Origin of the sequence: Pradoshia sp. D12 (genome assembly GCF_008935075.1) — a bacterium.
Lineage (GTDB): Bacteria > Bacillota > Bacilli > Bacillales > Pradoshiaceae > Pradoshia.
The window spans coordinates 1,694,401-1,719,185 of the sequence record NZ_CP044545.1 but is presented as its reverse complement, the minus strand read 5'-3'; the positions used below and the strand labels follow the sequence as shown (position 1 = coordinate 1,719,185).

Sequence of the window (24,785 nt, the reverse complement as noted above, 5' to 3'; positions counted from 1 at the left end):
ATAGTTTTCCAGAAGGATAGATGCTAAAAATGGACATAAAAGAGCCAACGAAAAAAACGAATTCAATAACCATACCTCCGGTGATTAAAGATTATATCGGAAATAAAACTACATTAGAAGATTTAGAGCAACTGAAGCATTTGGTTGCAAAAAGATATGCTGAACTTAAAGTACCCCGTCTCGATTAACGGGGTTTTTTATTTGCCTACATTCAACCTCTATTCATACTTTTCCTACTTAGTGTTTTCTCTTCATTTTTTCTATAATTCTTACCCCGTATTTTCCTATCCTAGTTCATCAAATCTGCACCTTAACTTCATTAAGATGTTAATCTAATGAAAATAAAAAGCTCTCTCCTAGGCTCATTCTGGCTATAGTATTCTCTCAGCCCTATATTTAATAGAAGAAACTCGATATTTTTTACTAAACGATATTTCTAACTTCAAAAAATTGAGGATTCAGAGTCAATACCTTTCTAAAAAACAATAGAATCATGACTTTTTACTTATATTGACTATAACTTTCAATTGAAAGATGAATCTAACCACCCTGTACTAATTGCCCTCTTTTTTGTAGTATATGGGAGAAATGATAGAAATTTAAAGGAGAGTGTCGAATGTCAAAATCCAATATTAATCGTTTCTTCGTCCCAGCCTTTCTCGTGTTCCTGCTCCTCTTATCGTTCATTCCTGCGGTAACACCCAAGGCAGATGGACCAATTACTGTAACAGAGGCAATAGCAAACAATACAGGCAATGCTACTGTTGAAGGCTATATCGTTGCCCATACGACAGGAAATAATAGCTACAATTTTGAAGCACCATTCAGCAGTGATTTTAATATTGCGCTAGCTGATTCACCCAATGAAACGGATAAAGAAAAACTGCTTCCTATCCAGCTCCCGGCTAAATTCCGAGCAGAATTTGGGCTTCAGTCTAATCCATCCATCATCGGGAGTAAAATTCACGTTACTGGAAATCTTGAGGCTTACTATACAGTGCCTGGATTAAAATCACCTACCTCCATTGTTTTTGCAGAAGAACATGATCCAACTCCGAAAGCTGCCGCTGCTGCGAGCTCAGTCTCTCCAGGACCAGTATCAGCTGGAACAGCTATTTCCTTAACTACAGAGACGGAAAACGCAACCATCTACTACACAACAAATGGGATGGAACCTACCATAGACAGCGAAGTGTACACGACCCCTATCATCATCGCAGAAAACACGACAATTAAAGCAATCGTCGTAGCAGACGGCTATAAAAACAGTGATATTGTATCACTAGCCTATTACATTGCCACTAGCGGTTTACAGATACATGACATTCAAGGTGCCGAGCACCACTCTCCATATCAGGATCAATATGTGGCAGATGTTGAAGGCATCGTAACTTATATTGCCGATGCTAACAACTTTTACATGCAATCTCTAACGCCTGATAAAAACCCTGCCACCTCAGAAGGCATACTTGTCTATAAAAGGAACCATGCTGCACAAGTTGGTAATACCATTAAAGCAAGCGGTCAGGTTAAAGAATGGGTACTTGAAGGTTATGCAGAAAAATTAACAACGGATTTACCGGTTACAGAAATCAATGCTACTAACATTACGATTGTAAATGACTCACAACCGCTCCCTAAGCCGATTGAGATTAGCCCGCTTAAAGGACAGCCAACACGAATCATCGATAACGACCAGTTCAGCAAGTTTGATCCATATCAGGACGGGATTGATTATTACGAGAGCCTAGAGGGAATGCTCGTAAACATTAAACAGCCGAAGGTTATTGCACCGCAGGATTATGGCGAACTATATGTAGTGTCAAAATATACTTTACTCAACACCCTGGCAAAAGGCTTGAGGATTTCAGAAAACGATTATAACCCTGAGCGACTCATCATTGATACTGGTGATTCAAGCTTTGTTACCAAGACAGGCGATTCATTTACTGGAGATATTCATGGTGTTGTAAGTTATGGTTTCAGCAATTACCGAATCTTATCTGATAAAGAAAATTTACCAGAGCTTAAAAACGGTAGCCTGAAACAAGAGGTAACGAAATTTAAGCAACATGCCAAAAAACTGACAGTCGCTTCCTATAACGTAGAAAATTTCTCCCCGAAGGAAAGCGACGAGAAAACTACTAAACTTGCAAAAGCCATTACTGACAATTTAAATCAGCCTGATATCATTGGACTTACTGAAATACAGGATAATGATGGTGCCACAAATAGCGGTAATACAGATGCAAGTGCAAGCTATCAAACATTGATTGATAAAATCAAAGAGTTGGGCGGTCCTTCTTATTCATTCACAGATATTGCGCCGGTTAATAATCAAGACGGAGGCGCTCCTGGAGCGAATATTCGCGTTGGATTTTTATATAACCCAGAGCGAGTGTCACTCACTCCTGCTCCAAAAGGCAGTGCGAATGAAGCAGTCAGCTATGAAGATGGCAAACTGACAGCTAATCCAGGACGAATTGATCCTGAAAATCCTGCTTTCGATAGTAGTCGTAAGCCTTTAGCTGCCCAATTCACCTTTAATGGGAAGGATGTTATCGTCATCGCTAACCATTTTAATTCAAAAGGCGGAGATCAGCCGCTCTTTGGAAAAAACCAGCCGGCTATATTGTCTAGTGAGGAGCAGCGCATTAGCATGGCAAATGTGGTGAATCAATTTGTAAAAGAAATCCAGTCCAAGAACAAGAATGCCAATATTATTGCTCTCGGAGACTTAAATGACTTTGAATTTACAGATACACTCAAAACACTGAAGGGAAGGGAACTGACGAATATGATTGATTTGATTCCCTCAATTGACCGCTATACGTATGCCTATCAAGGAAATTTACAAGTGCTAGACCATATCCTTGTTTCGAAACCACTAACATTGCGTACAGCTGTTGATATCGTTCACATCAACGCTGCCTTCATGGAAGAACACGGACGAGCAAGTGATCATGACCCTGTATTAATCCAAACCATGCTAAAATAATGCTCAATAAATTCTTGAGAAGGCGGTCCTAAAAGGATTGCCTTCTCTTCTTTTATGTAAGGCAGAGTTTTGAGATGATACGTCTTAGGTAACGCATATTATGAACACAAGAAACCCAATGGTACATATACATCGGGTTTGTCATCTCTTGGCACTTCATAAGTCAAGGCTTGTCTACTGTCTCCTATTCCTTTAATGGTCGGATCCTGAACAATACCAATCCAGCTAAAATAACCACAAAAATCAAAACTAATTGTGGTGTATCATCTTCTGCGACAGACGGCATGACTCCTATTAAACCGAGCAACTTATATATAAATCTGGTGACTAAAGTAGCAAATGCAATAATAAGGTTGGGTTTTTAAAACGTACTTTCCAATTCATTCTATCACTCCATTAACTTAGTATGCCTAACTTCAAATATATTTAAAAGGCTGAATGCTGACAGTAAAAAGAAAATCCCTGCCCCCCAATTTAAGGACATTTCACTCGTGGCATAAGAAACAGCAATGATTAAATAAATTAAGGCGGATAACCCTAACCCAAACTTTCTCATTACATAACTATTAATAACCAGCCCAATAACCTTAATGGTAGCTGCAGAAAAGAAAATGAGAGCAAACAATGTCTCGCTTCCCAACTGACTTAAAGTTCCATATAACTCTGGCAATTGCTGAAACATATCATTGTTGAACATACATACCATAGCAAGGTAATAGCTCAATATACTAACTAGTGCCTCAAAATATGGTATAGACCTTTTCATCATCCACCCTCCTTAGTTCAGTTTTTGTATAGCAAACACAATAAAACCGATAACCGCTGGAATAGTTCCACCTATAACGGCAGCGGTCACAGTTCTTCTTAACCATACAGTATCTCCTTTAATGTCTTTTAGGGTTTCTAAAATACCAGCAATCTGTTGATCGTGTACAATTTGTGTACTACGCATTTGGTCCAACCGATCCTCCTGCTTGTCCATCCGGAGTTCATGTTTTTCAAAACGCACGTCCTGTTTATCAAATTGCCCTTCCGTCTGACGCTTGTACTCTTTGAACTCTTCTAACATATTCATCACCAACTGTTTTAACATGTAACCTTCACCCTCATCATATGCGAAGAATCTTTCTTTTGTGCCATAATTAGACTTTGTAACTATCATTTAATGTCTGAATAGTTGGCCAAGAGAATGGCTCACTTTACACGAGCATCACTTTAGGCAAAAAAAGAGGACTCCAACTAGAAGTCCCCTCATACTATGTGATTTGATCATACTTACCCGTGAAATAACTCAATGGTTTATTACTTATAATTGCATTCAAGTCTACATTACCAGCATATCCATCTACTATTCCTTTGTCTGTAAACTGCCATAAGTCGCAAACATAGTCAGGTTTCCTGCTACTTGCTCGCATGCCATTGTTACGCCCATAAGAAGGTATCCAAACAGCATCAAAGTCTCTTATATCGATATTAAAGGATTTATAAAGATGATTGGCAATATATATCCCTACTTTCTTCACCCCAAGAGCTCTCAATTTCTTTGCATAGACCTTAACCCCTGCTCTCATATCTTTCATGCTCTTCTCCTCAACGTCAAGCCAGTAAACAGGCGGGCTAAATTCTTTAGTCCGGTTATAAAAATCAGTAGCCTCTTTCTCCATATCAGAGATCGAAATACCTCTTACCCACGCATAGGCATTAGTTGGTACACCACGCTTATTAAATTCCTTGTGATGAGTTTTATAATGTCTGTCGATTGTAGAAGATCCATACTGAGTACGAACAATAACTAAATCCACTTCCTTGGCTAGTTTGTCATAATTTATAGATGATGGTGGCTGGTGATGTGAAATATCTATAATTTTCCCCATTTTTATCAGTACCCCCTTTTATTAGAATATATAAAAAGAGCCCTGGAGGACACTTAAAATAAATTAAACGGCAACTATAGTTTTTGACAGAGGCGAGCAATTTTGCTGGGCATAAAAACTGACTCGCTTTTTTATATTAAATCCTTAAATGGTAAGACTTCTCCCCTTCCCTTAAGGGATTGTGTGCACTATATTGGCCGAGCATACACCTGGATTCTGCTTGCCGTTTTTTATCCAACTAAGGCGATCTATAAAGGGCTTTTCGCTATGTCCTTCACAAAGTGGATGGGCTAATTTTTTCTCGCTATAACAGCAAACTTCTCTTTAGAGTGTATTCTTAGTTGTTTCTCCAGAAATTCATCCGCTTCCGGTTCCCATGGAATTCTAGCATCAGTTTTCCATGTGTATCTCATTTTTATCGCCTCCTACTTTTATAATATCAGTCAGAGGCGATTTATTAATAAGAGGTAAAAAGTTTTTATAAAAAAGAGGACTTCCAGAGTGGAAAGTCCCTTTAATTTTAAATTTTCAGCTTTTCTAATTCGTTTAATTTTAAATGCAAAAGAAGAATTTTTTGATTCACTTCCTTAGATGATTCCACATGTTGAAGCAAATAGCGTAACCGCATGGTGTGGAAAATACACAAAAGTTTCTTCATATATAATCATCCTTTATCCGACTTACGTTAATAATAGCGTTGGTATATAACTTCAACAAGAGGCTCAAGATGCGGTTCATTTGTCATATACAAATAAGAGGAATCCCACTTAGGAACCCTCTTATTTATTCTTCTCATGTTACCGCATAGTATGTTCCAATTATACTTTAAATCCACGAAACCTTTCGAACAGGATATTCATTTCCTGTAACTATTTAATGCTATGGAACGAATCCATAAAAGAGCCGGATTGCCAAAGATACAATTCACGCTTTAAGGCATACTCATGCTGTTCTACTTCTAGAATCAGGAGCTTCGATGAAATACATCCAAGTACGATTGGGTCATGGATCCATTCAGATCACCGCTGATGTGTACTCTCGCGTCTCTAAGAAAATCGAAAAAGATACTATGGAGAAATTTGAAGATTTCACAAAAAGTTAAAATGTTTAGAGGCGGGGCAAAAGCGGGGTGAAAATTTGGACAAGCTAAAAACATGTGATTGCCCCACCAAATAAAAAACCCTTGACGCTAGCAGTGTCAAGGGTTTCAGCTATTAATACATTTGAAGATATTGTTCTCTCTCCCATGGATGAACTTGGGTTCTAAACATATCCCATTCAATCTCTTTTGCTTCTACAAAGTGTTCCAGGATATGATCACCTAGACCATTCATGATGACTGGGTTTTTTTGTAATTCTACTAACGCTTGATATAATGTAGACGGAAGATCTTTAATACCTTCTTCAGCACGTTCTTGTGCAGACATTACATAGATATTACGGTCAATTGGCGCCGGAGCTTTTTTCTGATTTCTAATGCCATCAAGACCAGCGCTAAGTAATACCGCCATAGCTAGGTATGGATTTGCAGTTGGGTCAACAGAACGTACCTCAACACGTGTGCTCAATCCACGGGAAGCCGGAATACGGATTAGTGGGCTACGGTTACGAGCAGACCATGCAACATAACAAGGTGCTTCGTATCCAGGAACTAGACGTTTGTATGAGTTAACTGTTGGATTTGTTACTGCCGTGAACGCAGGCGCATGCTCAATGATACCTGCAATGAATTGATGAGCTGTCTCGCTCAATTCGATATTTCCTTTTGTATCGTAGAAAGCATTCTTTCCATCAGAGAATAAAGATAAGTTCATGTGCATACCGGAACCATTCACACCGAACAATGGTTTTGCCATGAAAGTTGCGTGCAAGCCATGTTTACGAGCAATTGTTTTTACTACCAATTTGAACGTTTGGATTTGGTCACATGCTGTAATCGCATCAGCATATTTAAAATCAATCTCATGTTGTCCTGGAGCTACCTCATGGTGGGAAGCTTCAATTTCAAATCCCATCTCTTCTAGCTCAAGAACGATATCGCGACGGCAATTTTCACCTAAATCTGTAGGAGCAAGGTCAAAGTATCCGCCTTTATCATTTAACTCCAAAGTTGGTTCCCCTGCTTGATCCAATTTGAATAAGAAGAATTCTGGTTCAGGCCCAAGATTGAAATCTGTGAAACCTAGCTCTTTCATTTCCTCTAACACACGTTTTAAATTAGCACGTGGGTCACCTGAGAAAGGTGTGCCATCCGGATTGTAAATATCGCAGATTAAACGAGCCACTTTTCCTTTTTCAGCAGTCCAAGGAAAAATTACCCATGTATCAAGATCTGGATATAAAAGCATATCAGATTCTTCGATACGAACGAACCCTTCAATGGATGAACCATCAAACATCATTTTATTTTCTAATGCTTTATCAAGCTGACTTACTGGAATTTCTACGTTTTTAATTGTTCCCAGAATGTCGGTAAATTGTAATCGAATAAATTTCACATTTTCATCTTTAGCTAACTTTCTAATATCATCCGCAGTGTATTTCCCCATCTTCCTTTTTCCTCCTTAAATAATAAAGCTTTTTATATTTTAATTTTTAATTAAAAAACCGATGCATATCACCAGATTGGTTGCTGCCTCTCGTTGTAAAGCGGCCAGCCTTCAAAATTTCATCACGCAATAATTTTCTTAATTGCGCATTGGTCAATTCTGGTTTTGTTTCTTCTTTAGAATGTTCATCTTTAGCAATTATTTCAGTTTCATTATAAATAGAAGGTTCAAGAATTTTTTTAATCCCAGCCATATTTATGCCTTGATCAAGCAATTCTTTAATTTCCAAAAGACGATCAATATCGTTTAACGAAAACATCCTTCGATTACCCTCTGTTCTGGCTGGATAAACCAATTTGTGTTCTTCATAATAACGGATTTGACGTGCAGTTAAATCGGTCAGCTGCATGACAATACTCATTGGAAAAAGTGGCATGGTTCTTCTGATGTTACCGCTCACCACTACATCCTCCTTCAATACCTCTTCTTGATATTGTTAGTTTATGCCATGTAAACTTCTTTGTCAATCATATGTAAGGTTTTCTGACATGGAATCTCTGGAGTAATGTATCATTTTAACTGCTTTACTTCTTTTACCCCAAACTCAGACAATTAACCTATTAATTTATAAATAAAAGCAACAAGCTGGTCCTTATTTTGAATTTCACATAAAAAAGCACTTCTATTTACACATTAATTCAACTCTTTTCCACAAAAAAGTATACCTACCTCTATGGAGCAAATAGACCAAGATACAGAAAAGATATTGCACAGACACACTAGAGGTGTATAGAAGATGCAGGAAAGCCACGGTATCCTACGCCTATCTTACATCTATCAAACACCTTTAATTAGGAATAGGTGTAACAAAGATGTAGCATAGCATCTATTCAGCACCTTCCAGACACCTTTGACCCCGCATAGGTGCGGCATAGGTGTGCCATGGGTGCAGCATAACACCTATCCTCCACCTTTCAGACACCTATGCTATGCGATGCCATTCAATAAACAGCTAATATGATATAGATAAACAGAGTTCACTTTGAATCCCACGCTCTGCAAATAATCGGTTACTTGTAACTCACACTGACCATTTTTACTAATAAAAAACTCCCCTATTCCAAAAATAAGGGAGTTATTATCAGTTACTTAATTAATCCTTTTTCAATCATCTGATCGATCGCTTTGCAAATGGCTATTTTAACATGTGAGTACGTTAGACCACCCTGTACAAAAGCGGTATATGGCGGTCTTAACGGACCGTCAGCCGTTAATTCGATACTCGCTCCCTGGATAAACGTTCCGGCAGCCATGATTACATCATCCTCATATCCAGGCATATAGGCAGGATATGGCGTCACATGAGAGTTAATTGGTGAAGCGAACTGAATCTGCTGACAGAACAGCACCATCTTATCTCTGTCATGGAATTGGATTGATTGGATTAGATCTGTTCTTGGTTCGTTCCATGTAGGTGAAGGGTTAAATCCCCATTTTTCTAACATAGCTGCTGTAAAGATTGCTCCTTTTAAGGATTGTCCAACAACATGCGGAGCCAGGAAGAATCCTTGGTACATTTCCAATAAACTGTACAAGGAAGCACCCGCCTCAGCACCAATACCCGGTGTTGTTAAACGATAAGCGCATCGTTCTACTAAATCAGCTCTACCGGCAATATAACCACCCGTTTTCGCTAAACCTCCGCCAGGATTTTTAATTAAGGAACCAGCCATTAGGTCCGCACCAACCTCAGTAGGCTCCATTTTCTCAGCAAACTCTCCATAGCAGTTATCAACAAAGACAACGACATCCTGTTTGATAGCTTTTACAAACTGAATCATTTCCTTGATTTCTGCAATTTTAAATGATGGGCGGTTATCATAGCCTTTTGAGCGTTGAATTCCAATTACCTTCGTATTTGGTTTAATGGCTTTTGCTACTGCATCAAAGTCAACATACCCATCTTCCTTTAAAGCGACAGATTGATAGGATATTTGATATTCCTTTAAGGATCCTATACCACTTCCGCGTATGCCAACAATCTCTTCAAGCGTGTCATATGGCTTTCCAGTGATGTATAAAAGCTCATCTCCAGGGCGTAACACGCCGAATAAGGAAGTTGAAATAGCATGTGTTCCAGATATGATTTGCGGGCGGACAAGTGCCGCTTCGGCTCCAAATACATGAGCAAACACCTTTTCCAATGTATCTCTTCCCATATCATCATACCCATAACCTGTTGATGGATTAAAATGGGCATCACTAACCTGATTTTCCTGGAAGGCTTTCAATACCTTCGCTGTATTAAAGTCTACATTTTCTTCAATTTCTAAAAATCTTTCAGCAATCATTTTTTCAGTTTCCTGAACAGTTTCTTTAATTCTCTCACCGTTCTTTAATTGTTCAAACATGTTGCATTCCTACTCCTACTCATAATTTTTAATAATTCCCATGATTGCATGGTCTGCTAAAGCAAGTCCCTTTAGATGATAGGTCTCATTGCTTTCATGAAACTCGGTTGATTTAACGATTGTCTCATCCTTTAACCGGGCTATAATTTTCCCTTCATTAGCTGGAATCATTACGGAATATGGTTCCATAAAGCTTTCAACCAATTTTTCCATTTCTAAAAGGAGTTGTTGAATCCCTTCATCCTGACGAGCAGATATATGAATGGATTTTTCCTTGGATGTCGGTACAAATTCAGAATGGGCGGCATCTTTTTTGTTATAGACAATCAATTGAGGAATATCCTCAGCACCCAAATCATCGATAATTTTTTGAACGGTCTTCTCATGATTATAAGCATCAGGATGAGAAGAATCCACTACATGTAAAATGGCATCGGATTCTGTCACTTCTTCAAGCGTGGATCTAAATGCCGCAACAAGGGAGGTAGGTAAATCCTGAATAAATCCAACAGTATCACTGATAAGGACCTTGTATCCAGATGGAAGAAGACATTCCCTGGTCATCGGATCAAGGGTAGCGAACAGTTGATTTTCCTCATAAGAATCCGCTTCAGCCAGACGGTTAAACAAGGTTGATTTACCGGCATTCGTATAGCCAGCCAATGCAATTTGGAAACGATTATTTCGTTTTCTGCGCGCTCTGTAACGTTCCCTATGCTTAACAACTGAATCCAACTGCCTTTTGATCTCATCCAAGCGACGTCGAATGTGGCGTCTGTCAGATTCCAGTTTGGTTTCCCCCGGTCCCCTCGTTCCAATACCGCCGCCGAGTCTTGATAATTCAGTACCTTGCCCCGCCAATCTTGGCAGCATATATTGCAATTGGGCTAACTCTACTTGCATTTGACCTTCGCGAGAACGCGCACGTTGAGCAAAAATATCTAAAATCAACTGGGTACGGTCAACGATTCTAGTTCCCAGCTCTTTACCTAGATTTCGTATTTGACTGGGAGACAATTCATCGTTAAAGATTACGACATCCGGTTCTAGCTCTTCAACTAATGCAATAAGCTCCTCGACTTTCCCTTTCCCGATATATGTAGCAGGATGAGGCTTAACTCTCTTTTGAGACACTAATACAAGAGCCTGCCCTCCGGCAGTTTCCGTTAGTGATTCAAGTTCCTCCATAGAGGATTCAAATCGACTGTCATCAATATCTTCTCGCTGACAACCAACTAGTATAGCTTTTTCATATGTTTCTTCCATTATGTCACTTCCCTCAATAGTTCACTATTCTTCTTATCATACCAAAAAAATCACCCGTTCCAAACACTGTATTCAAATGATATGATAAATTAGCCTGATTTTAAATGATTATTTGAATTTTATTTAAGGAGAAAAAGAAAAAAGTATGACATGGGATGTATTAAGCATTATCGGAACAATCGCTTTTGCGATTAGCGGAGCCTTAGTGGCAACAGAAGAGGAATATGACTTATTTGGCCTTTATTTACTCGGATTTGTAACAGCCTTTGGGGGAGGTGCCATTCGCAATTTGCTGCTCGGGATCCCAATAATCCATATTTGGGAACAAAACGGATTATTTTTTATCGCATTCATTTCTATAACTATTGTTTGTTTATTTCAGCATTCGCTTTTAAAGCATTGGAACAGGTGGGGGAATTTTTTTGACGCTATCGGTTTAAGCGCATTCGCTGTACAGGGCGCTTTACTAGCAACGGAAATGAACTTACCGCTTATTGCGGTTGTATTTGCTGCTATCCTGACAGGAAGTGGCGGCGGTATCGTACGAGATGTCCTCGCAGGCAGGAAGCCAATACTGTTAAGATCTGAGATTTACGCAATTTGGGCAGGTATTGCAGGTCTCTTAATCGGCCTCGGAGCGATGACATCCAACCTTGAATTATACCTTTTATTTATTATTATTACCTTTTTACGAATGCTTTCTTATCTATACGAATGGCATTTACCTGTTGTTAAAAGAAGTTACTGATTAAGAGTTACTACATAAATATCCTACTAATCCACTTTCATAGATTCGTATTTATATAGGATAAATGATAAGGGCCTTGCTGTTTTCTTAGCAAGGCTCTTTAATCTGTATTGATGATTATCTTAAGTGCCATACTCCACAACTGGCATGAATCCTTTTACCTCATAATCAGAAATCTCTATAAATGAAAAATTATGACGATGAAAAATAGCTCTGATTTTAGAAGAGAACTCCCTCTTATACTCAAGAATGCGTTTTGTTGTTTCAAATTCCCATACACATAGTTTATTTTCTTCTATAAATAAGCCGTATTTGTAGGTAAGTGCAAAGGTAATTAAATTTCCTGTATCAAAAGGAATTTTCATCGTTTTTTCTTCTTCAAGCTGCTCGTTTAGTATTACTAACTCATTTCTCTCCGAGTTGATACAAGCATAGGGCTTATAACGAGTAACCAGAGGGTCATAGAGAAGATCATATTGGATAGCATTGTTATAAAAAGACTCTAAACCACTGAATGGAGATACACAGTTCAATATATTTACTCCAGCACCCTTTCCATATACACCTTGATCTCCATATGTACATAGAACGCCATCTTTGTAAGGAAATAACTCATGAATATGTGAACCAACCTCAAATTCAGATACAAATTTACCCGTTAATGAATAAAAAGATAGAGTCGTATTGTATAAAAGACAGAAATGGTCTTTTGTGAATCGAATAATATGGTGACCCTTGGGAAGAGTTAAAATAAGTTCTCCGTTTAATTGAACCGTATTTTCACCGGTGTTTTTTAACAAAACAATCAAATCTTCTTTTTTACAATCTGCATCAATTATTACCTGTTTGCTTGTAAATATAATTTCTTCTATCAAATTCATCTCGTTTAACCTTCTACTCTCATTCCACTTCTCGATCTTTATGGCAAGAGATTGTTAATATAAAATCTACCATTCCAACCTATGCAACTAACTAAAATTTACCACAAAATCTAAATTATTAATAGATTACTTAGACGTGGTAGTTCGTTAATTCCCTGCGTTTGATTTTAGTATTCTAACCTACTAATAATCACCATCTTAGAAATATTTCATTATGACTATTTCTCAAAAAAACAAATGCCCCAAAAGCTTTATGACAGCTTACGGGGCACTCATATTTATTCGTATCTCTTACTCAAACGTATCGAACACTAGGTCATCACTTCGGATGGTCATTAATTCCCGACGTTCATATTGATCCGACAGCAAAAGACGCATTGCCTGAGTTCTGATTGATTTTTCTATTACATTCCTTACATATCTACCATTGGAAAAGGATTTAAGATGTAGAACATTTGTTAAATAATATAGATGATCGCGCAGTTTTCTTTCCGCGTCCAGACTATAAACGTATTGCCTGGCACTTAACATTCGGTTCCCTATATCCATTAATTGATCAACCGTGTAATCCGGAAAATCAATGACAATCGGAAAACGGGATTGCAGGCCTGGATTCAAGGTTAAAAAATACTCCATTTCCCGTGAATATCCGGCAAGAATAAGAATAAATTCATGCTGCCGATCCTCCATATGCTTTACCAATGTATCAATCGCTTCCTTACCAAAATCCTTTTCACCACCCCTTCCCAAAGAATAGGCTTCATCAATGAAAAGAATACCCCCAATTGCCTTTTTGATTAAATCTCTCGTCTTTTGAGCTGTGTGTCCTATATATTCTCCTACAAGATCTGCCCGCTCAGCCTCGATTAAGTGGCCTTTGCTCAAGACATTCATCTTTACAAATAAATCTCCTATAAGCCGTGCGACCGTCGTTTTTCCAGTACCGGGATTACCTTTAAACATCATATGAAGCGCCTGTTTTTCAGCCTTAAGGCCAGCTACTTCCCGTTGTTTATTCACATAAATCCATGCATAAATTTCCTTTATAACTTTTTTCATTTCCTCCATGCCTACGAGACTATTCAATTCAGCTTCAATTTCTTTTAGGGCTATATGATGAGAAGGTATATCCTTTGGTAATGGAGGAACATTTAGAATCGGCTTAACCTGAGCCTTTGCTTGACCATTTTTCAATACAACATTAATTTGCCCATTATTTCTCACTCGCATTGGCTGTTGCTCCATTTGATCACCTCTTTAATGAAGCCGTGTCCCCCCTTTTTTACCTAACACATTCGACAAAGTGAAGGCAAAATAGACAAGGGCACCCCTGAAACTACAATATAAATTTATTTTTTACCAATAAAGGTGTGCCTGATTGTCACATACTGCGATTGCCCGGAAAATAATTATATTTCCTCTCCTTATTTATATTCCGGGCACCCTCCATACAGAATGAAAAAATCAGTTAAATAAAAAACAGACTCACCGTAGAGGGAGTCTGCCGTACTTATCCTTAACCTTCAAGGTCAACTTGTACATTTTTTTGAGGAGCAAATGTTGAAATCGCATGTTTGTAGACCAGTTGATGTTTACCCTCTGTTTCAATTAAGACTGTAAAATTATCAAACCCTTTTATCAGTCCGCGTAACTGAAATCCATTAAGTAAAAAGATTGTTACATATACATTTTCCTTACGCAATTGATTTAAAATTTGATCTTGAATATTGATTCCTTGTTTCATTTTTTTGCCTCCTCTTTTCTCTCTATAGTTTATCTATTCGCCTTTAAAGCGAGCATTCCTGCCACTTCAAGCGATATTTCTTCAGAAATTTTTTCGAAATCAGCCAAATTGGTCATATCAAACCAGTGAACATCCATCTTATTTCGGAACCAAGTAAATTGTCTTTTTGCAAACCGACGGGAATTCCGCTGTATTTGAGCTATAACATTTTCTCGTGTTTCAGTTCCTTCAAAGAGTCCCTCAAATTCCTTATATCCAATTGCTTGCATGGATTGTGCATCTTTTAATCCTTTTGCATATAGTTTTCTGACTTCCTCTTCAAGACCCTGCTGCATCATTGCTTCCACTCGTTCATTGATCCTTTTATATAAAAGATCGCGGTCCATCGTTAATCCAATCAAAGCCACATCATATAATAATGTTCTCTCTGTGGATTGTTCCTGTTCACTGAAACGCTTTCCTGAATCATAAAATACCTCTAAAGCACGGATAACTCTTTTTGTGTTATTAGGATGTATTTTTTCTGCAGCAACGGAATCAATCTCAACAAGTGTTTGATAAACAGCATCAGGCCCTTCTTGTTCAATTCGTTCTTCCAGCTCTTCTCGAATATTAGGATTTGCTGTGGTTTCAGGGAACTGGTAATCATAGAGGACGGATTGAATATACAAACCGGTACCACCCACTAATATAGGAAGCTTTCCCCTATTCGTTATATCATTAATCTTCTGCTGCACTTCTTGCTTAAAATCATAAACATTATAGGATTCAGATGGTTCCCTGCAATCAATTAAATAATGAGGAATCCCTTCCATTTCGTCCTTTGTAACTTTAGCAGTTCCTATATCCATACCCTTAAAAATCTGTGCTGAATCGCCACTTATAATTTCACCATTGAACTTCTTGGCCAAATTGATTGATAATTTGGTTTTTCCCACTGCCGTTGGTCCAATAATCACGACCAATTTCTGTTTTTTCATTTATGCTTCACACTGCCCTATTCATTTTTTTCTTATCTTAACATAAATCATTATAATCTGAACATGAGCGAGTAACATCTAACCAGTATAGTCAGTTTAAATGGTCTTTATTCAATTCTTTTTTCACACTTTTATTATTTTTAAATAATTTTCAGATGAACTTTAACCTTAAGATAAGTTCTATTAATACTAACCCTATAATTAAGGTGCTTCAGTAATCAATCATATAACAATTACCTAATCAATATTTATTATAGAGGTTTCATACATTTGAAGGCGTAAACGATATTACGCGCAGCAAATTGCTGAGGATGGAGAAAGGTATCTTACATATATAGAAATGAGGAGATTGTTTTCATGCTCCGGTTCATACAGGTGTTAACCGGCTTACTTACGTTTTTCTTATTGGGTTATATTTTTTCATATAGAGTCTTCTCCTTGGTGCAATTACTTTTTGTTTATTTATTCGTCCTATTTTTAATAACCGGTATTAGAGAACTTTATAACTATAAGACTTTTATAGGATCCATGTATGTTCTTGTCTCGCTTCTTCTTTTCTTATTTTTTATCCACAGATGAAATAGCGGGTTCAATATGACCACTGGCATCTCGATTCCATAGGAAACTTACAAACCCATCTAATTCTTCACGTTGGAAAGTTCTTTCTACAAGGCTTACATTTATCTGTAAGATCCTGAATTTAAATCTACAATAGTTACTTTAAAATAGATTAATAATATAAAATCATTTCAATTTAACGGTATAATAGGTATTAATTAGGTTGTTTCTCTCCATGTAAAATTGCAAAATCAATGCTAATTCTCATGATGTTTTTTTAAACTTTTGATGTAGTTTTACTTAACTTCAGTAAAGTGGTAACGATTATTTTAGAAGGAGTTCAATTCCAAAAAAAATGTTAAGGAAGTGATGGCTTTGGGAGAACAACTAAAGCTCGATAAAAACCAATGGGATGACAGTCATCGTCCATGGGCTCTCCCGAATTTACCTTGGACAATGAAGCAGACATGGAGCGATCTTTTATTTGCCCATTATCCAATTAAATATGAGGTATTACGAAAGTTAGTACCTGAAGTGCTCCCTTTGGATTCATATAATGGCATATGCTGGATTGGGGTTGTACCGTTTCGTATGTCGGGTATTAGACTCCGGGGATTACCCCCTATTCCAGGAACAGATCAATTTCCTGAGCTAAATGTTCGTACATATGTCATTCTCGATGGAAAGCCAGGTGTGTACTTTTTTAGTTTGGATGCTTCCAATTGGCTTGCTGTAAAAGGGGCTAGAACACTATACCACTTACCGTATTGGTACACTGATATGGAGATCCAGACTAATGATACAAACATTGAATTTAAAAGTAAGAGACTACATGACCATGAAATCGAGTTAGCCTGTAGCTATAGACCAATTTCAGAACCATTTCAGGCAGCTAAAGGGTCTTTCGAGGAATGGATGGCCGAGCGTTACTGCTTTTATACCTTAAATTTATCAGGAGTACCGCTTCGCTGTGATATTTTACATGACCCTTGGATATTACAAGAGGCAGAAGCAGAATTCAGTAAGAATTCCGTTCTATCCAAGCAAGGTATTGATATTAATGGTGAAATGCCTATATTTCATTTTGCAAAAAAAATTGAGGTGCGTGCTTGGCCTTTGGTTCACCATTTCACTAATCGTTTCAGTACATAGAATAGTATAAGGTCTCAGTGCCATGGACTAAAATACTGACTCCTTTTATACACATCTCCTTAGAGCCAAATAAAAAGAGATTCCCTCATCCTTTGTTAGATGCTGAAATCTCTTTTTATGTTTAAATTGTTCCATTTTATCCTTCTTTGTTTTCGTCATTCTTGTACTCAAATCAATTGTATATAGGCCGCCCCGTAGAGTCTCAGGATTGCGCTTGCCTTCCCTCTCCAATTTCAACCTATATTTTTTAGCCCGACTTTTACTCATAACTCTATACACCTCAATTTTTTACAGGATAGGATTAGTATACACAAATTTAGGGAAAAAGACATTAAGCAGCGTTTCTAATGAGAGGTCTTTAATTTATTTTCAAACCAATCACTGAAATGTTGTTAGTTGAAGAAATATACCTTAAAATGTAAACAAGTTGTCGTTTAGGAGGAATGAGTAATGGAAGAACAAAACAAAGGAATACATAAATATAAAAAATACATCGATTCAGCCAAAACCTATTTAAATAATACAAAAAAATCAAATGAGCTATTAGATGAAGCAACTACGAAATCAAATACAAACAAAAATGCACTGGAAGAGGTATGGGACAATCTTCAATTACTCATCACCATGTTTCGCTCTTGGGTAAAGGGTGATTATAAAGAGATTCCTAAAAAATCGATTATTTCTATAATCGCAGCCATTATCTATTTTGTATCACCTATTGATTTTATCCCTGATTTTATTGTAGGTCTTGGTTTTGCTGATGATGCAGCCATCATCGGATTTACCATTAAGCAAATAACTGAAGACCTCGAGAAATTCAAACTATGGCAAGCGAAGCAAGAGCAAACTATTGATATTGAGTAATTAAAAAGGTGTCTGATCAGTATGATAGGCTGATTTGACACCTTTTTTGATTTTCAAGATTGATTTCTCGGGTCCTGGTTAAGACATATATGCGATTTACATAAAAACATAAGCAGCTGCTTAGAGAGAATCAACCCTGCAAGTAATGGTACCTGCTCATAAATTAAATTCCCTAAGATGACTACCTTTCAGACACTTTTACCCCGGTATAGGCTGGTCATAGGTGGAGGATAGCTGCTTTCCTCCATACTTCACCCACCTTTCAGACACCTTTCCCCCGGTATAGGCCGATCATAGGTGCCTCATAGCTGGGAGATAGCTGCTTTCCTTCATACTTCACCTACCTTTCAGACACCTTTCCCCCGGTATAGGCCGGTTATAGGTGCCTCATAGCTGGGAGATAGCTCCTTTCCTCCATACTTCACCTACCTTTCAGACACCTTTCCCCCGGTATAGGCCGGTTATAGGTGCCTCATAGCTGGGAGATAGCTCCTTTCCTCCATACTTCACCTACCTTTCAGACACCTTTACCCGGTATAGGCCAGTCATAGGTGCCTCATAGCTGGAGGATAGGCCCCAAAAAAGCGCAGCTTAGGAGCTTTTTTGTATCCAAACTTATATTATAACCACAAAAAAAGCGGAGGAAAACGACTTGTTCCCCCGCTTAATTAAAGTTTAATGCATTTTTATTTACTTACTACATTACATAACCCGTTTAAACATTTTCTCCAGCTCATAAATCGAATAATGAACGATAATTGGACGGCCATGCGGGCATGTGAATGGATCATTTGTATGACGCAATTCATCCAGTAATGCACTGATTTCATCATTACGCAAATGCCGGTTGGCTTTAATTGACCCCTTACAGCTCATCATAATTGCCGCTTCCTCACGCAATTTCTTGATATCCACCTTTTTCATCGTTAATACTTGGTGGACCATTTCATCGATGATCGTTTCTTCCATGCCTGCTGGGAACCAGGTTGGATGGGCGCGGACAATATAACTATTTAATCCAAATGGTTCTAAAAATACTCCGACCGCTTCCAGCTCTTCTTTATGTTCTTCCAGCTTCACAAACTCATCTGTTGAATACTCCAGTGTCATCGGTACCAACATTTCTTGCAGTTCTTTGTTGACCTCTCCCACCTTATGCTTGAAGAACTCATACTTAATCCGCTCTTGGGCAGCATGCTGGTCAATCATATAGAGCCCTTGTTCATTTTGGGCCAAAATATACGTTCCATGCAGCTGTCCAATCGGATATAAAGGCGGAATTCGGCTTTCTTGCATGTCCTGATTGTCTTGAATCGGCTCTAATTCCTCTTCTTTTTGCTCTACGATCGTTCCGACACGTTCGGAACCCGCTTCTGAACTGATAAACGGTTCAGTTTCTACCTGTTCTTCTACTGATTCCCTTCCAGGCTCGTTCAACTCGATAGGACTAGGAGCCTCGAATTCCCGCTTCGGCTGTTCAATCTCAGGCGGATCATAAATCACTGAAAATCCTTCAGTTGCCTTTACCATTGGAGGAGTCTGCTTTGGCGCCTCAGGCCGCTTGGCTCTTTCCTCCGTAAACGTAAATTGAGCTTGTTCCATTTTTGCTTTTTCCTCACGTTTAACAGGAGCGCCTGTCGGAATTAATGTCTCTTTTTTAAACGTATTCCGGATGGCCTCGCTAATTAATGTCATCAGCTCTTGCTCTTTACTGAAACGAACCTCCATTTTGGAAGGATGCACATTCACATCAACCAATAAAGGATCCATTTCAATATTGAGCATCGCAATTGGATAACGTCCAATAGGCAATAAAGTATGGTACCCTTCCATGACTGCTTTGGCGATCAAATAATTCTTAATAAATCTTCCATTTACCAAAATGGTCATATAGTTACGCGAAGCCCTCGTCATTTCCGGATGTCCGGCATAGCCTTTTATTGAAAAATCAAGTGTTGATGCTTCAAACGGCAGCATTTTTTGAGCAGTTTGTATCCCATATATCCCGGCAAGCACCTGAAGTGGATTGCCGTTGCCTGATGTTTGTAATAAGGTACGGTCGTTGTGAACCAGCTTAAACGATACATCCGGATGCGACAGTGCCAGCCTATTTACGACATCGGTTATATTCCCAAGCTCTGTATGAACGCTTTTAACATATTTCAGACGAGCCGGTGTATTAAAGAACAGTTCACTCACCGTTATATCGGTTCCTTTACGGCTTGAATAGGACTCATGAGTAAGGACCTTGCCGCCCTCGAGTAAAAGACGGGTTCCAGGTCCATCACCTGTTGAGGTCTTTAATTCGAATTTGGAAACAGAAGCGATTGAAGGCAATGCCTCACCCCGGAAACCTAGCGTACGAATTCTGAATAAATCGTTTTCGTCCTTTATTTTACTGGTCGCGTGCCTGTGAAAAGCATTGAGGGCATCGTCCTCTTCCATCCCTTCCCCATTATCAATAATGCGAATGGATTCAAGACCGGCTTCCGTAGCATAAATCTCAATTACCGTACTGTTAGCATCTATTGAGTTTTCCACTAACTCTTTTACAACAGATGCAGGTCTCTCTACTACTTCTCCGGCAGCGATTTTATTGGATAATAGATCATCTAACAGTACAATTTTCCCCATATCGTTCTCTCCTTCCTACTTTAATTTTTTCTGTAATGCATATAAGGCGTTTAAAGCTTCTAAAGGATTCATCTCTAATATAGATAAGGATTTAAGCTCTTCCGCTACCTTCCACTCTTTTGAGTGTCGGGATGATGAAGTCGTTTTTTCCTTTTTATCTTCTGTGAAAAAGGATAATTGCGCCTGTTCACTGACAATTTCAGCATCAGTTTCAGTTTTTACAGGCGGCGTAGGTTTTGGTTGCTTGTCCCCTTGTTCAAGGACGTTTAATATCTCTTGCGCTCGCTTAATCACCGTCTCCGGCATTTCCGCAAGCTTGGCAACATGAATACCATAACTGCGATCAGCAGGTCCATCGACTACTTTATGAAGGAAAATGACTGTGCCATTTTGCTCAATTGCACGAACGTGTACGTTACTCAGCTTGCTGAGTTGATCAGCTAGAGCTGTTAACTCATGATAATGCGTGGAGAAGAGGGTAGCTGCACCAATATGATGATGAATATATTCTATGATTGATTGGGCCAATGCCATTCCATCATAGGTTGACGTTCCTCTTCCGATTTCATCGAATAGAAGCAAACTGTTTTCTGTTGCATTCGTAATCGCATGGTTCGCTTCAAGCATTTCGACCATAAAGGTACTTTGTCCTGATATCAAATCATCTGCTGCACCGATTCTCGTAAATACCTGATCGAATATTGGCAGGATTGCTTCGTCTGCAGGTACAAAGCAGCCGATTTGGGCCATAATCGCTGTCAAGGCAACCTGGCGCATATACGTACTCTTACCGGACATATTTGGTCCAGTAATTAATAAGATTTCCTTCTTTTTATCCAAGAAGCAATCATTCGGTACATATTCCTGTGCTTTTAAAACCTTTTCTACGACTGGATGTCGGCCATTTTTTATACTCATTTGACGTGTATGAGAGAATTGTGGTTTTACATAGTGGTAACGTTCACTAATAGTAGAGAAACATTGTAAAACATCCAATTCACTGATTTCCATCGCTAATTTTTGCAGACGAGGTATATAATCTTTAATTTGATCACGTAATTCACAGAACAAATCGTATTCCAGACCTGTACTTTTTTCCTCTGCTTCGAGGATGATTGTTTCTTTTTCTTTTAATTCTGGAGTGATATAACGTTCTGCATTTGCAAGAGTTTGTTTTCTGTCATATCGATCATCATTCAGAAGGTGGAGATTTGCCTTTGTTACTTCCAAGTAATAACCAAATACACGATTATAACCAATTTTTAGAGAACGGATACCTGTTCTTTCTCTTTCCTTTTGTTCCAACTGAGCGATCCAGGTTTTCCCGTTCTTGGAAGCATCGCGATAACGATCTAAATCTTCGTTATACCCTTCGCGAATAATGCCTCCCTCTTTAATGGAAATCGGCGGGTTCTCATGCAGCGCCTGCTCGAGTAAATCCGTCACTTCTTCACACGGATCCATCCGGGATGCGATTTCTTTAGCCGTATCAATAGGCAGCCTTCCAATCACATCAATAATAGCCGGTACTTGCTGCAGGGAACGCTTCAGCTGCAATAAATCCCGTGCATTTACATTGCCATAGGAAACACGGCCTGTTAAACGTTCCAAATCATACACTTCATGTAATAGCTCACGCAGCTCTTCCCGTTCAAAAAATTGATTCATAAATGTTTCAACCATCGATAATCGAGCTTCTATTTCAGATTCGCTGACTAATGGGCGTTCAATCCATTGCTTTAGTCTTCTGCCGCCCATGGCCGTCTTGGTTTCATCAAGAAGCCATAAAAGAGAGCCTTTTTTACCTTTTGAACGAATAGTTTCCGTGAGCTCTAAATTTCTTTTTGAATAGTAATCAATTTTTAAATATTGTTCCGTTTCATATAATTCAACTGGTTGAATATGTTCAATCGTCCTCTTTTGAGTACGCTGTATATAATTGAGCAAACGGGCTACCGTATGCTTTAGGTCTTTTTTCGGAAGCTCACTTACCAAATGGTTAAACTCTTCCTTCGGTTCCGAGTCGGCTTCATAAGAAATCGTGACAATCCCTCTGTCTTTTAATAACACTTCTTTTTCTTCACCGAAATCTGGCTGAACCACAACTTCTTTAGATCCTATAACGGAAACTTCATTTAACACATCTTTAAAATTGGAAAAATGGGTTACTCGATTTTCGCCAGTCGTTAAATCAATATGAGCCACTCCAAATCCCAAGCCATCTATGGAAGAAATAGTCGCAAGATAGTTATTCTCTTTTTCGGCGAGACTCTTTCCTTCCATCACCGTACCTGGAGTAATTAATTGGACAACTTCACGTTTAACGACTCCTTTTGCCGCTTTTGGGTCCTCTGTTTGTTCGCAAATGGCCACTTTAAAGCCACGATCTACCAGTGTTTCAATATAAGACTGCGCTGAATGATAAGGAACCCCGCACATGGGAATCTTTTGTTCTCCTCCACCATTCTTCGCTGTTAAGGTTATCTCCAATTCTTTTGATGCCTTAATGGCATCCTCAAAGAACATTTCATAAAAATCACCGAGACGGAAAAACAAGAATGCATCTTGATAATCTGCCTTTATACTCAAGTACTGTTGAATCATAGGAGTATAGGTTGCTACTGCCATTTTCCCAAAACCTTTCTTTCAATCAAATATATAATAGAAGTATTATATCATAGGAGCCAAGCTCATCTAACAACAAAAAAACTAGAGAGTTTTTCTCTCTAGTTACTTAATCCCGCTTGCTTTTGCTTTTTTTCCTGTCTGATTCATAGGAGCTGGACTCTTCACTGGATGACTCACTATGATCAAGGAAATCAGGATTAATTTCCTCCAGTTCGTCATCATCTACCTCAAGCTCCCAGCTTTCCTCATCGGTGTCTGCATTTTCCCTGATTGAAACAGTTACTTTTGTTTCACCAATAATCTCCACTAAAAATTCACGTTCAACATGAACAGAAATTTTTTCACCATCTGGAGTTATTAGACATTCAATACAATTCGGTTGTTGAACCACTTTGGCTATGACTTCATTATCATCATAGACTGTTTGGTCCCGATACTTTAATTTGATGGTATCTTTATACGGAACCTTTTCTGTTCTGACTTCTGTCTTTGTATTATTGCAATATGAATACCAAATATTGATATCATAATATCCTGCAATTTCTACCTTTTTACCATGTTTCTTAGCTTCGTACGTATGATTAATAATCCAGCAGCCCAGTATACTGGTAGGATCGTTGTCTGGACAAACCGTATGATTTGCCTTGGTAAACTTACGCCCCTTTGCCACTACTGCCTTCGTGATAATTTCTCTATATTGCGACATACAAGGTTACCCTCCTCAACCATTTTCATTTCATCCTATGCATGATAAATGTCTAGCGTGCAAATTAATTATCAGTTCAACAAGGATTGCATGCTACAGTTTATGCCTATGCTGAAGAAAGGTGACCTTGATTTAAAAATAGGAGCAAGTTATGCGGAATTCTTCTATAATAGTATGAAGAAGGATCCTGCTATTTACAGGATCCTAATACTTTCTTTAAACTGTTTTGTTTGTCGATCTTTTATACATATATTGCTGCCATTGAAAACGAATAAAGCAGCCTATACAAAATCCCAGGATAGCAACGAATGATGCAATAGCAACCATGGCCGTAAATACATATCCAGCAATCATCCAATCAAGCATATAACTGATCAGGCCGCCTGCAAGACAAATAACAGCAATCACTTGATTAAATTGTTGCTGAGCCCACTCTTCCGGGATATAATCAGAAGTTATTTTTCTTAAAAATAATTTACCTGCTTGCATGATTGGATTGAATCCAAAGACTAAACCCATAATTCCTGCAAATAAAGGCAGTGCTAAAATCCATTCAACACCTGTTACCCAAGTAGCGACCACGCTAAGAAAAATCACCCATTGGTTTAAACGTACCAATGGTCTCGGAACTGTGCGGACCGTTTCTCCCATTATTTCACACCTCTCCAATATGTTTTATGTGTTATTTTTCATCTTACTCTGTTTAACCATAAATTGGAAAGTATAAGAATTTAATTAAATTATATTTCTCATCAATACTTTTAGTCATTAATTGTATTTAGAGGAAGAATC

25 protein-coding genes are annotated in these 24,785 nt (G+C 38.4%); 6 read left to right on the top strand and 19 right to left on the bottom strand.

All coding sequences use genetic code 11. The features are described 5' to 3' along the window. Positions 1-29 precede the first annotated feature (29 nt). Complete coding sequence (locus tag F7984_RS18980; protein WP_175354261.1) at positions 30-188, top strand: hypothetical protein; 159 nt, start codon at positions 30-32, stop codon at positions 186-188. Between the two features lie 428 nt (positions 189-616). Next, the gene (locus F7984_RS08345; protein WP_139891107.1) at positions 617-2,998 is read left to right on the top strand and encodes a DUF6359 domain-containing protein; all 2,382 of its coding nucleotides are present in this window, start codon (positions 617-619) and stop codon (positions 2,996-2,998) included. Between the two features lie 98 nt (positions 2,999-3,096). On the opposite strand, the gene F7984_RS19690 is transcribed toward F7984_RS08345, so the two are convergent. From F7984_RS19690 to F7984_RS18975, 6 genes are all read right to left on the bottom strand, one after another. After that, entirely contained in the window at positions 3,097-3,219 is a 123-nt protein-coding gene (locus F7984_RS19690) for a phage holin (protein WP_375138409.1), read from the bottom strand. 167 nt (positions 3,220-3,386) lie between these two features. Next, complete coding sequence (locus F7984_RS08335; protein ID WP_066104215.1) at positions 3,387-3,764, bottom strand: hypothetical protein; 378 nt, start codon at positions 3,762-3,764, stop codon at positions 3,387-3,389. Positions 3,765-3,776: 12 nt separating this feature from the next. Then, the gene (locus F7984_RS08330; protein ID WP_066104219.1) at positions 3,777-4,091 is read right to left on the bottom strand and encodes a hemolysin XhlA family protein; all 315 of its coding nucleotides are present in this window, start codon (positions 4,089-4,091) and stop codon (positions 3,777-3,779) included. A 163-nt stretch (positions 4,092-4,254) separates the two neighbouring features. Continuing rightward, a complete protein-coding gene (locus tag F7984_RS08325; protein WP_139891109.1) occupies positions 4,255-4,872 on the bottom strand; it encodes a glycoside hydrolase family 25 protein in 618 nt (205 codons plus the stop codon). 290 nt (positions 4,873-5,162) lie between these two features. Next, entirely contained in the window at positions 5,163-5,285 is a 123-nt protein-coding gene (locus F7984_RS19525) for a hypothetical protein (protein WP_257468928.1), read from the bottom strand. A gap of 107 nt (positions 5,286-5,392) precedes the next feature. Continuing rightward, positions 5,393-5,530 carry a hypothetical protein gene (locus tag F7984_RS18975; RefSeq protein ID WP_180349899.1) on the bottom strand — a complete coding sequence of 46 codons (138 nt, stop codon included), beginning with the start codon at positions 5,528-5,530 and terminating at the stop codon, positions 5,393-5,395. A gap of 318 nt (positions 5,531-5,848) precedes the next feature. On the opposite strand from F7984_RS18975, the gene F7984_RS19640 reads away from it, so the two are divergent. After that, positions 5,849-5,974 carry a hypothetical protein gene (locus F7984_RS19640; RefSeq protein WP_308810531.1) on the top strand — a complete coding sequence of 42 codons (126 nt, stop codon included), beginning with the start codon at positions 5,849-5,851 and terminating at the stop codon, positions 5,972-5,974. 112 nt (positions 5,975-6,086) lie between these two features. Here the strand turns inward: F7984_RS19640 and glnA are convergent, their stop codons facing one another. From glnA to hflX, 4 genes are all read right to left on the bottom strand, one after another. After that, entirely contained in the window at positions 6,087-7,421 is a 1,335-nt protein-coding gene (gene glnA, locus F7984_RS08315; protein WP_066104225.1) for a type I glutamate--ammonia ligase, read from the bottom strand. 46 nt (positions 7,422-7,467) lie between these two features. Beyond that, entirely contained in the window at positions 7,468-7,881 is a 414-nt protein-coding gene (locus F7984_RS08310) for a MerR family transcriptional regulator (protein ID WP_066104229.1), read from the bottom strand. Between the two features lie 685 nt (positions 7,882-8,566). Next, complete coding sequence (locus tag F7984_RS08305) at positions 8,567-9,832, bottom strand: methionine gamma-lyase family protein (protein ID WP_140461368.1); 1,266 nt, start codon at positions 9,830-9,832, stop codon at positions 8,567-8,569. 15 nt (positions 9,833-9,847) lie between these two features. Further along, positions 9,848-11,098 (bottom strand): GTPase HflX, encoded by a 1,251-nt coding sequence (gene hflX, locus F7984_RS08300; RefSeq protein WP_140461367.1) that lies wholly within the window; start codon positions 11,096-11,098, stop codon positions 9,848-9,850. Positions 11,099-11,243: 145 nt separating this feature from the next. Between hflX and F7984_RS08295 the strand changes: the two genes are divergently transcribed. Continuing rightward, the gene (locus F7984_RS08295) at positions 11,244-11,846 is read left to right on the top strand and encodes a trimeric intracellular cation channel family protein (RefSeq protein ID WP_139891111.1); all 603 of its coding nucleotides are present in this window, start codon (positions 11,244-11,246) and stop codon (positions 11,844-11,846) included. A gap of 122 nt (positions 11,847-11,968) precedes the next feature. Here the strand turns inward: F7984_RS08295 and F7984_RS08290 are convergent, their stop codons facing one another. The 4 genes from F7984_RS08290 to miaA form a co-directional block, all read right to left on the bottom strand. After that, a complete protein-coding gene (locus F7984_RS08290) occupies positions 11,969-12,727 on the bottom strand; it encodes a hypothetical protein (RefSeq protein WP_139891112.1) in 759 nt (252 codons plus the stop codon). Between the two features lie 291 nt (positions 12,728-13,018). Beyond that, positions 13,019-13,972, bottom strand: coding sequence for a stage V sporulation protein K (gene spoVK, locus F7984_RS08285; RefSeq protein ID WP_066104245.1), 954 nt, complete (start codon positions 13,970-13,972; stop codon positions 13,019-13,021). 271 nt (positions 13,973-14,243) lie between these two features. Continuing rightward, on the bottom strand, positions 14,244-14,471 hold the full coding sequence (gene hfq / locus F7984_RS08280; RefSeq protein ID WP_066104248.1) for an RNA chaperone Hfq: 228 nt from the start codon (positions 14,469-14,471) through the stop codon (positions 14,244-14,246). Between the two features lie 29 nt (positions 14,472-14,500). Then, the gene (gene miaA, locus F7984_RS08275; protein WP_140461366.1) at positions 14,501-15,451 is read right to left on the bottom strand and encodes a tRNA (adenosine(37)-N6)-dimethylallyltransferase MiaA; all 951 of its coding nucleotides are present in this window, start codon (positions 15,449-15,451) and stop codon (positions 14,501-14,503) included. A 1,014-nt stretch (positions 15,452-16,465) separates the two neighbouring features. Here miaA and F7984_RS08270 point away from each other — a divergent pair. Further along, a complete protein-coding gene (locus F7984_RS08270; RefSeq protein WP_225983718.1) occupies positions 16,466-17,161 on the top strand; it encodes a YqjF family protein in 696 nt (231 codons plus the stop codon). Between the two features lie 45 nt (positions 17,162-17,206). Here F7984_RS08270 and F7984_RS08265 read toward each other — a convergent pair whose 3' ends face one another. Continuing rightward, complete coding sequence (locus F7984_RS08265; RefSeq protein WP_066104257.1) at positions 17,207-17,428, bottom strand: hypothetical protein; 222 nt, start codon at positions 17,426-17,428, stop codon at positions 17,207-17,209. 183 nt (positions 17,429-17,611) lie between these two features. Here F7984_RS08265 and F7984_RS08260 point away from each other — a divergent pair, with 183 nt between their 5' ends. Continuing rightward, positions 17,612-18,025, top strand: a complete 414-nt coding sequence (locus F7984_RS08260) for a YkvA family protein (RefSeq protein ID WP_066104258.1) — start codon at positions 17,612-17,614, stop codon at positions 18,023-18,025. Positions 18,026-18,727: 702 nt separating this feature from the next. On the opposite strand, the gene mutL is transcribed toward F7984_RS08260, so the two are convergent. The 4 genes from mutL to F7984_RS08240 all read right to left on the bottom strand — a co-directional run bounded on the left by mutL (position 18,728) and on the right by F7984_RS08240 (position 24,644). Continuing rightward, positions 18,728-20,659, bottom strand: coding sequence for a DNA mismatch repair endonuclease MutL (gene mutL, locus F7984_RS08255; protein WP_140461364.1), 1,932 nt, complete (start codon positions 20,657-20,659; stop codon positions 18,728-18,730). Between the two features lie 15 nt (positions 20,660-20,674). Beyond that, positions 20,675-23,263, bottom strand: a complete 2,589-nt coding sequence (gene mutS / locus F7984_RS08250; RefSeq protein WP_264158115.1) for a DNA mismatch repair protein MutS — start codon at positions 23,261-23,263, stop codon at positions 20,675-20,677. A 130-nt stretch (positions 23,264-23,393) separates the two neighbouring features. Next, positions 23,394-23,993: an outer spore coat protein CotE gene (gene cotE, locus F7984_RS08245; protein ID WP_066099703.1), complete on the bottom strand. Its 600-nt coding sequence runs from the start codon at positions 23,991-23,993 to the stop codon at positions 23,394-23,396. 216 nt (positions 23,994-24,209) lie between these two features. Then, on the bottom strand, positions 24,210-24,644 hold the full coding sequence (locus F7984_RS08240) for a DUF4395 domain-containing protein (RefSeq protein WP_140461362.1): 435 nt from the start codon (positions 24,642-24,644) through the stop codon (positions 24,210-24,212). Between the last annotated feature and the right edge of the window lie 141 nt (positions 24,645-24,785).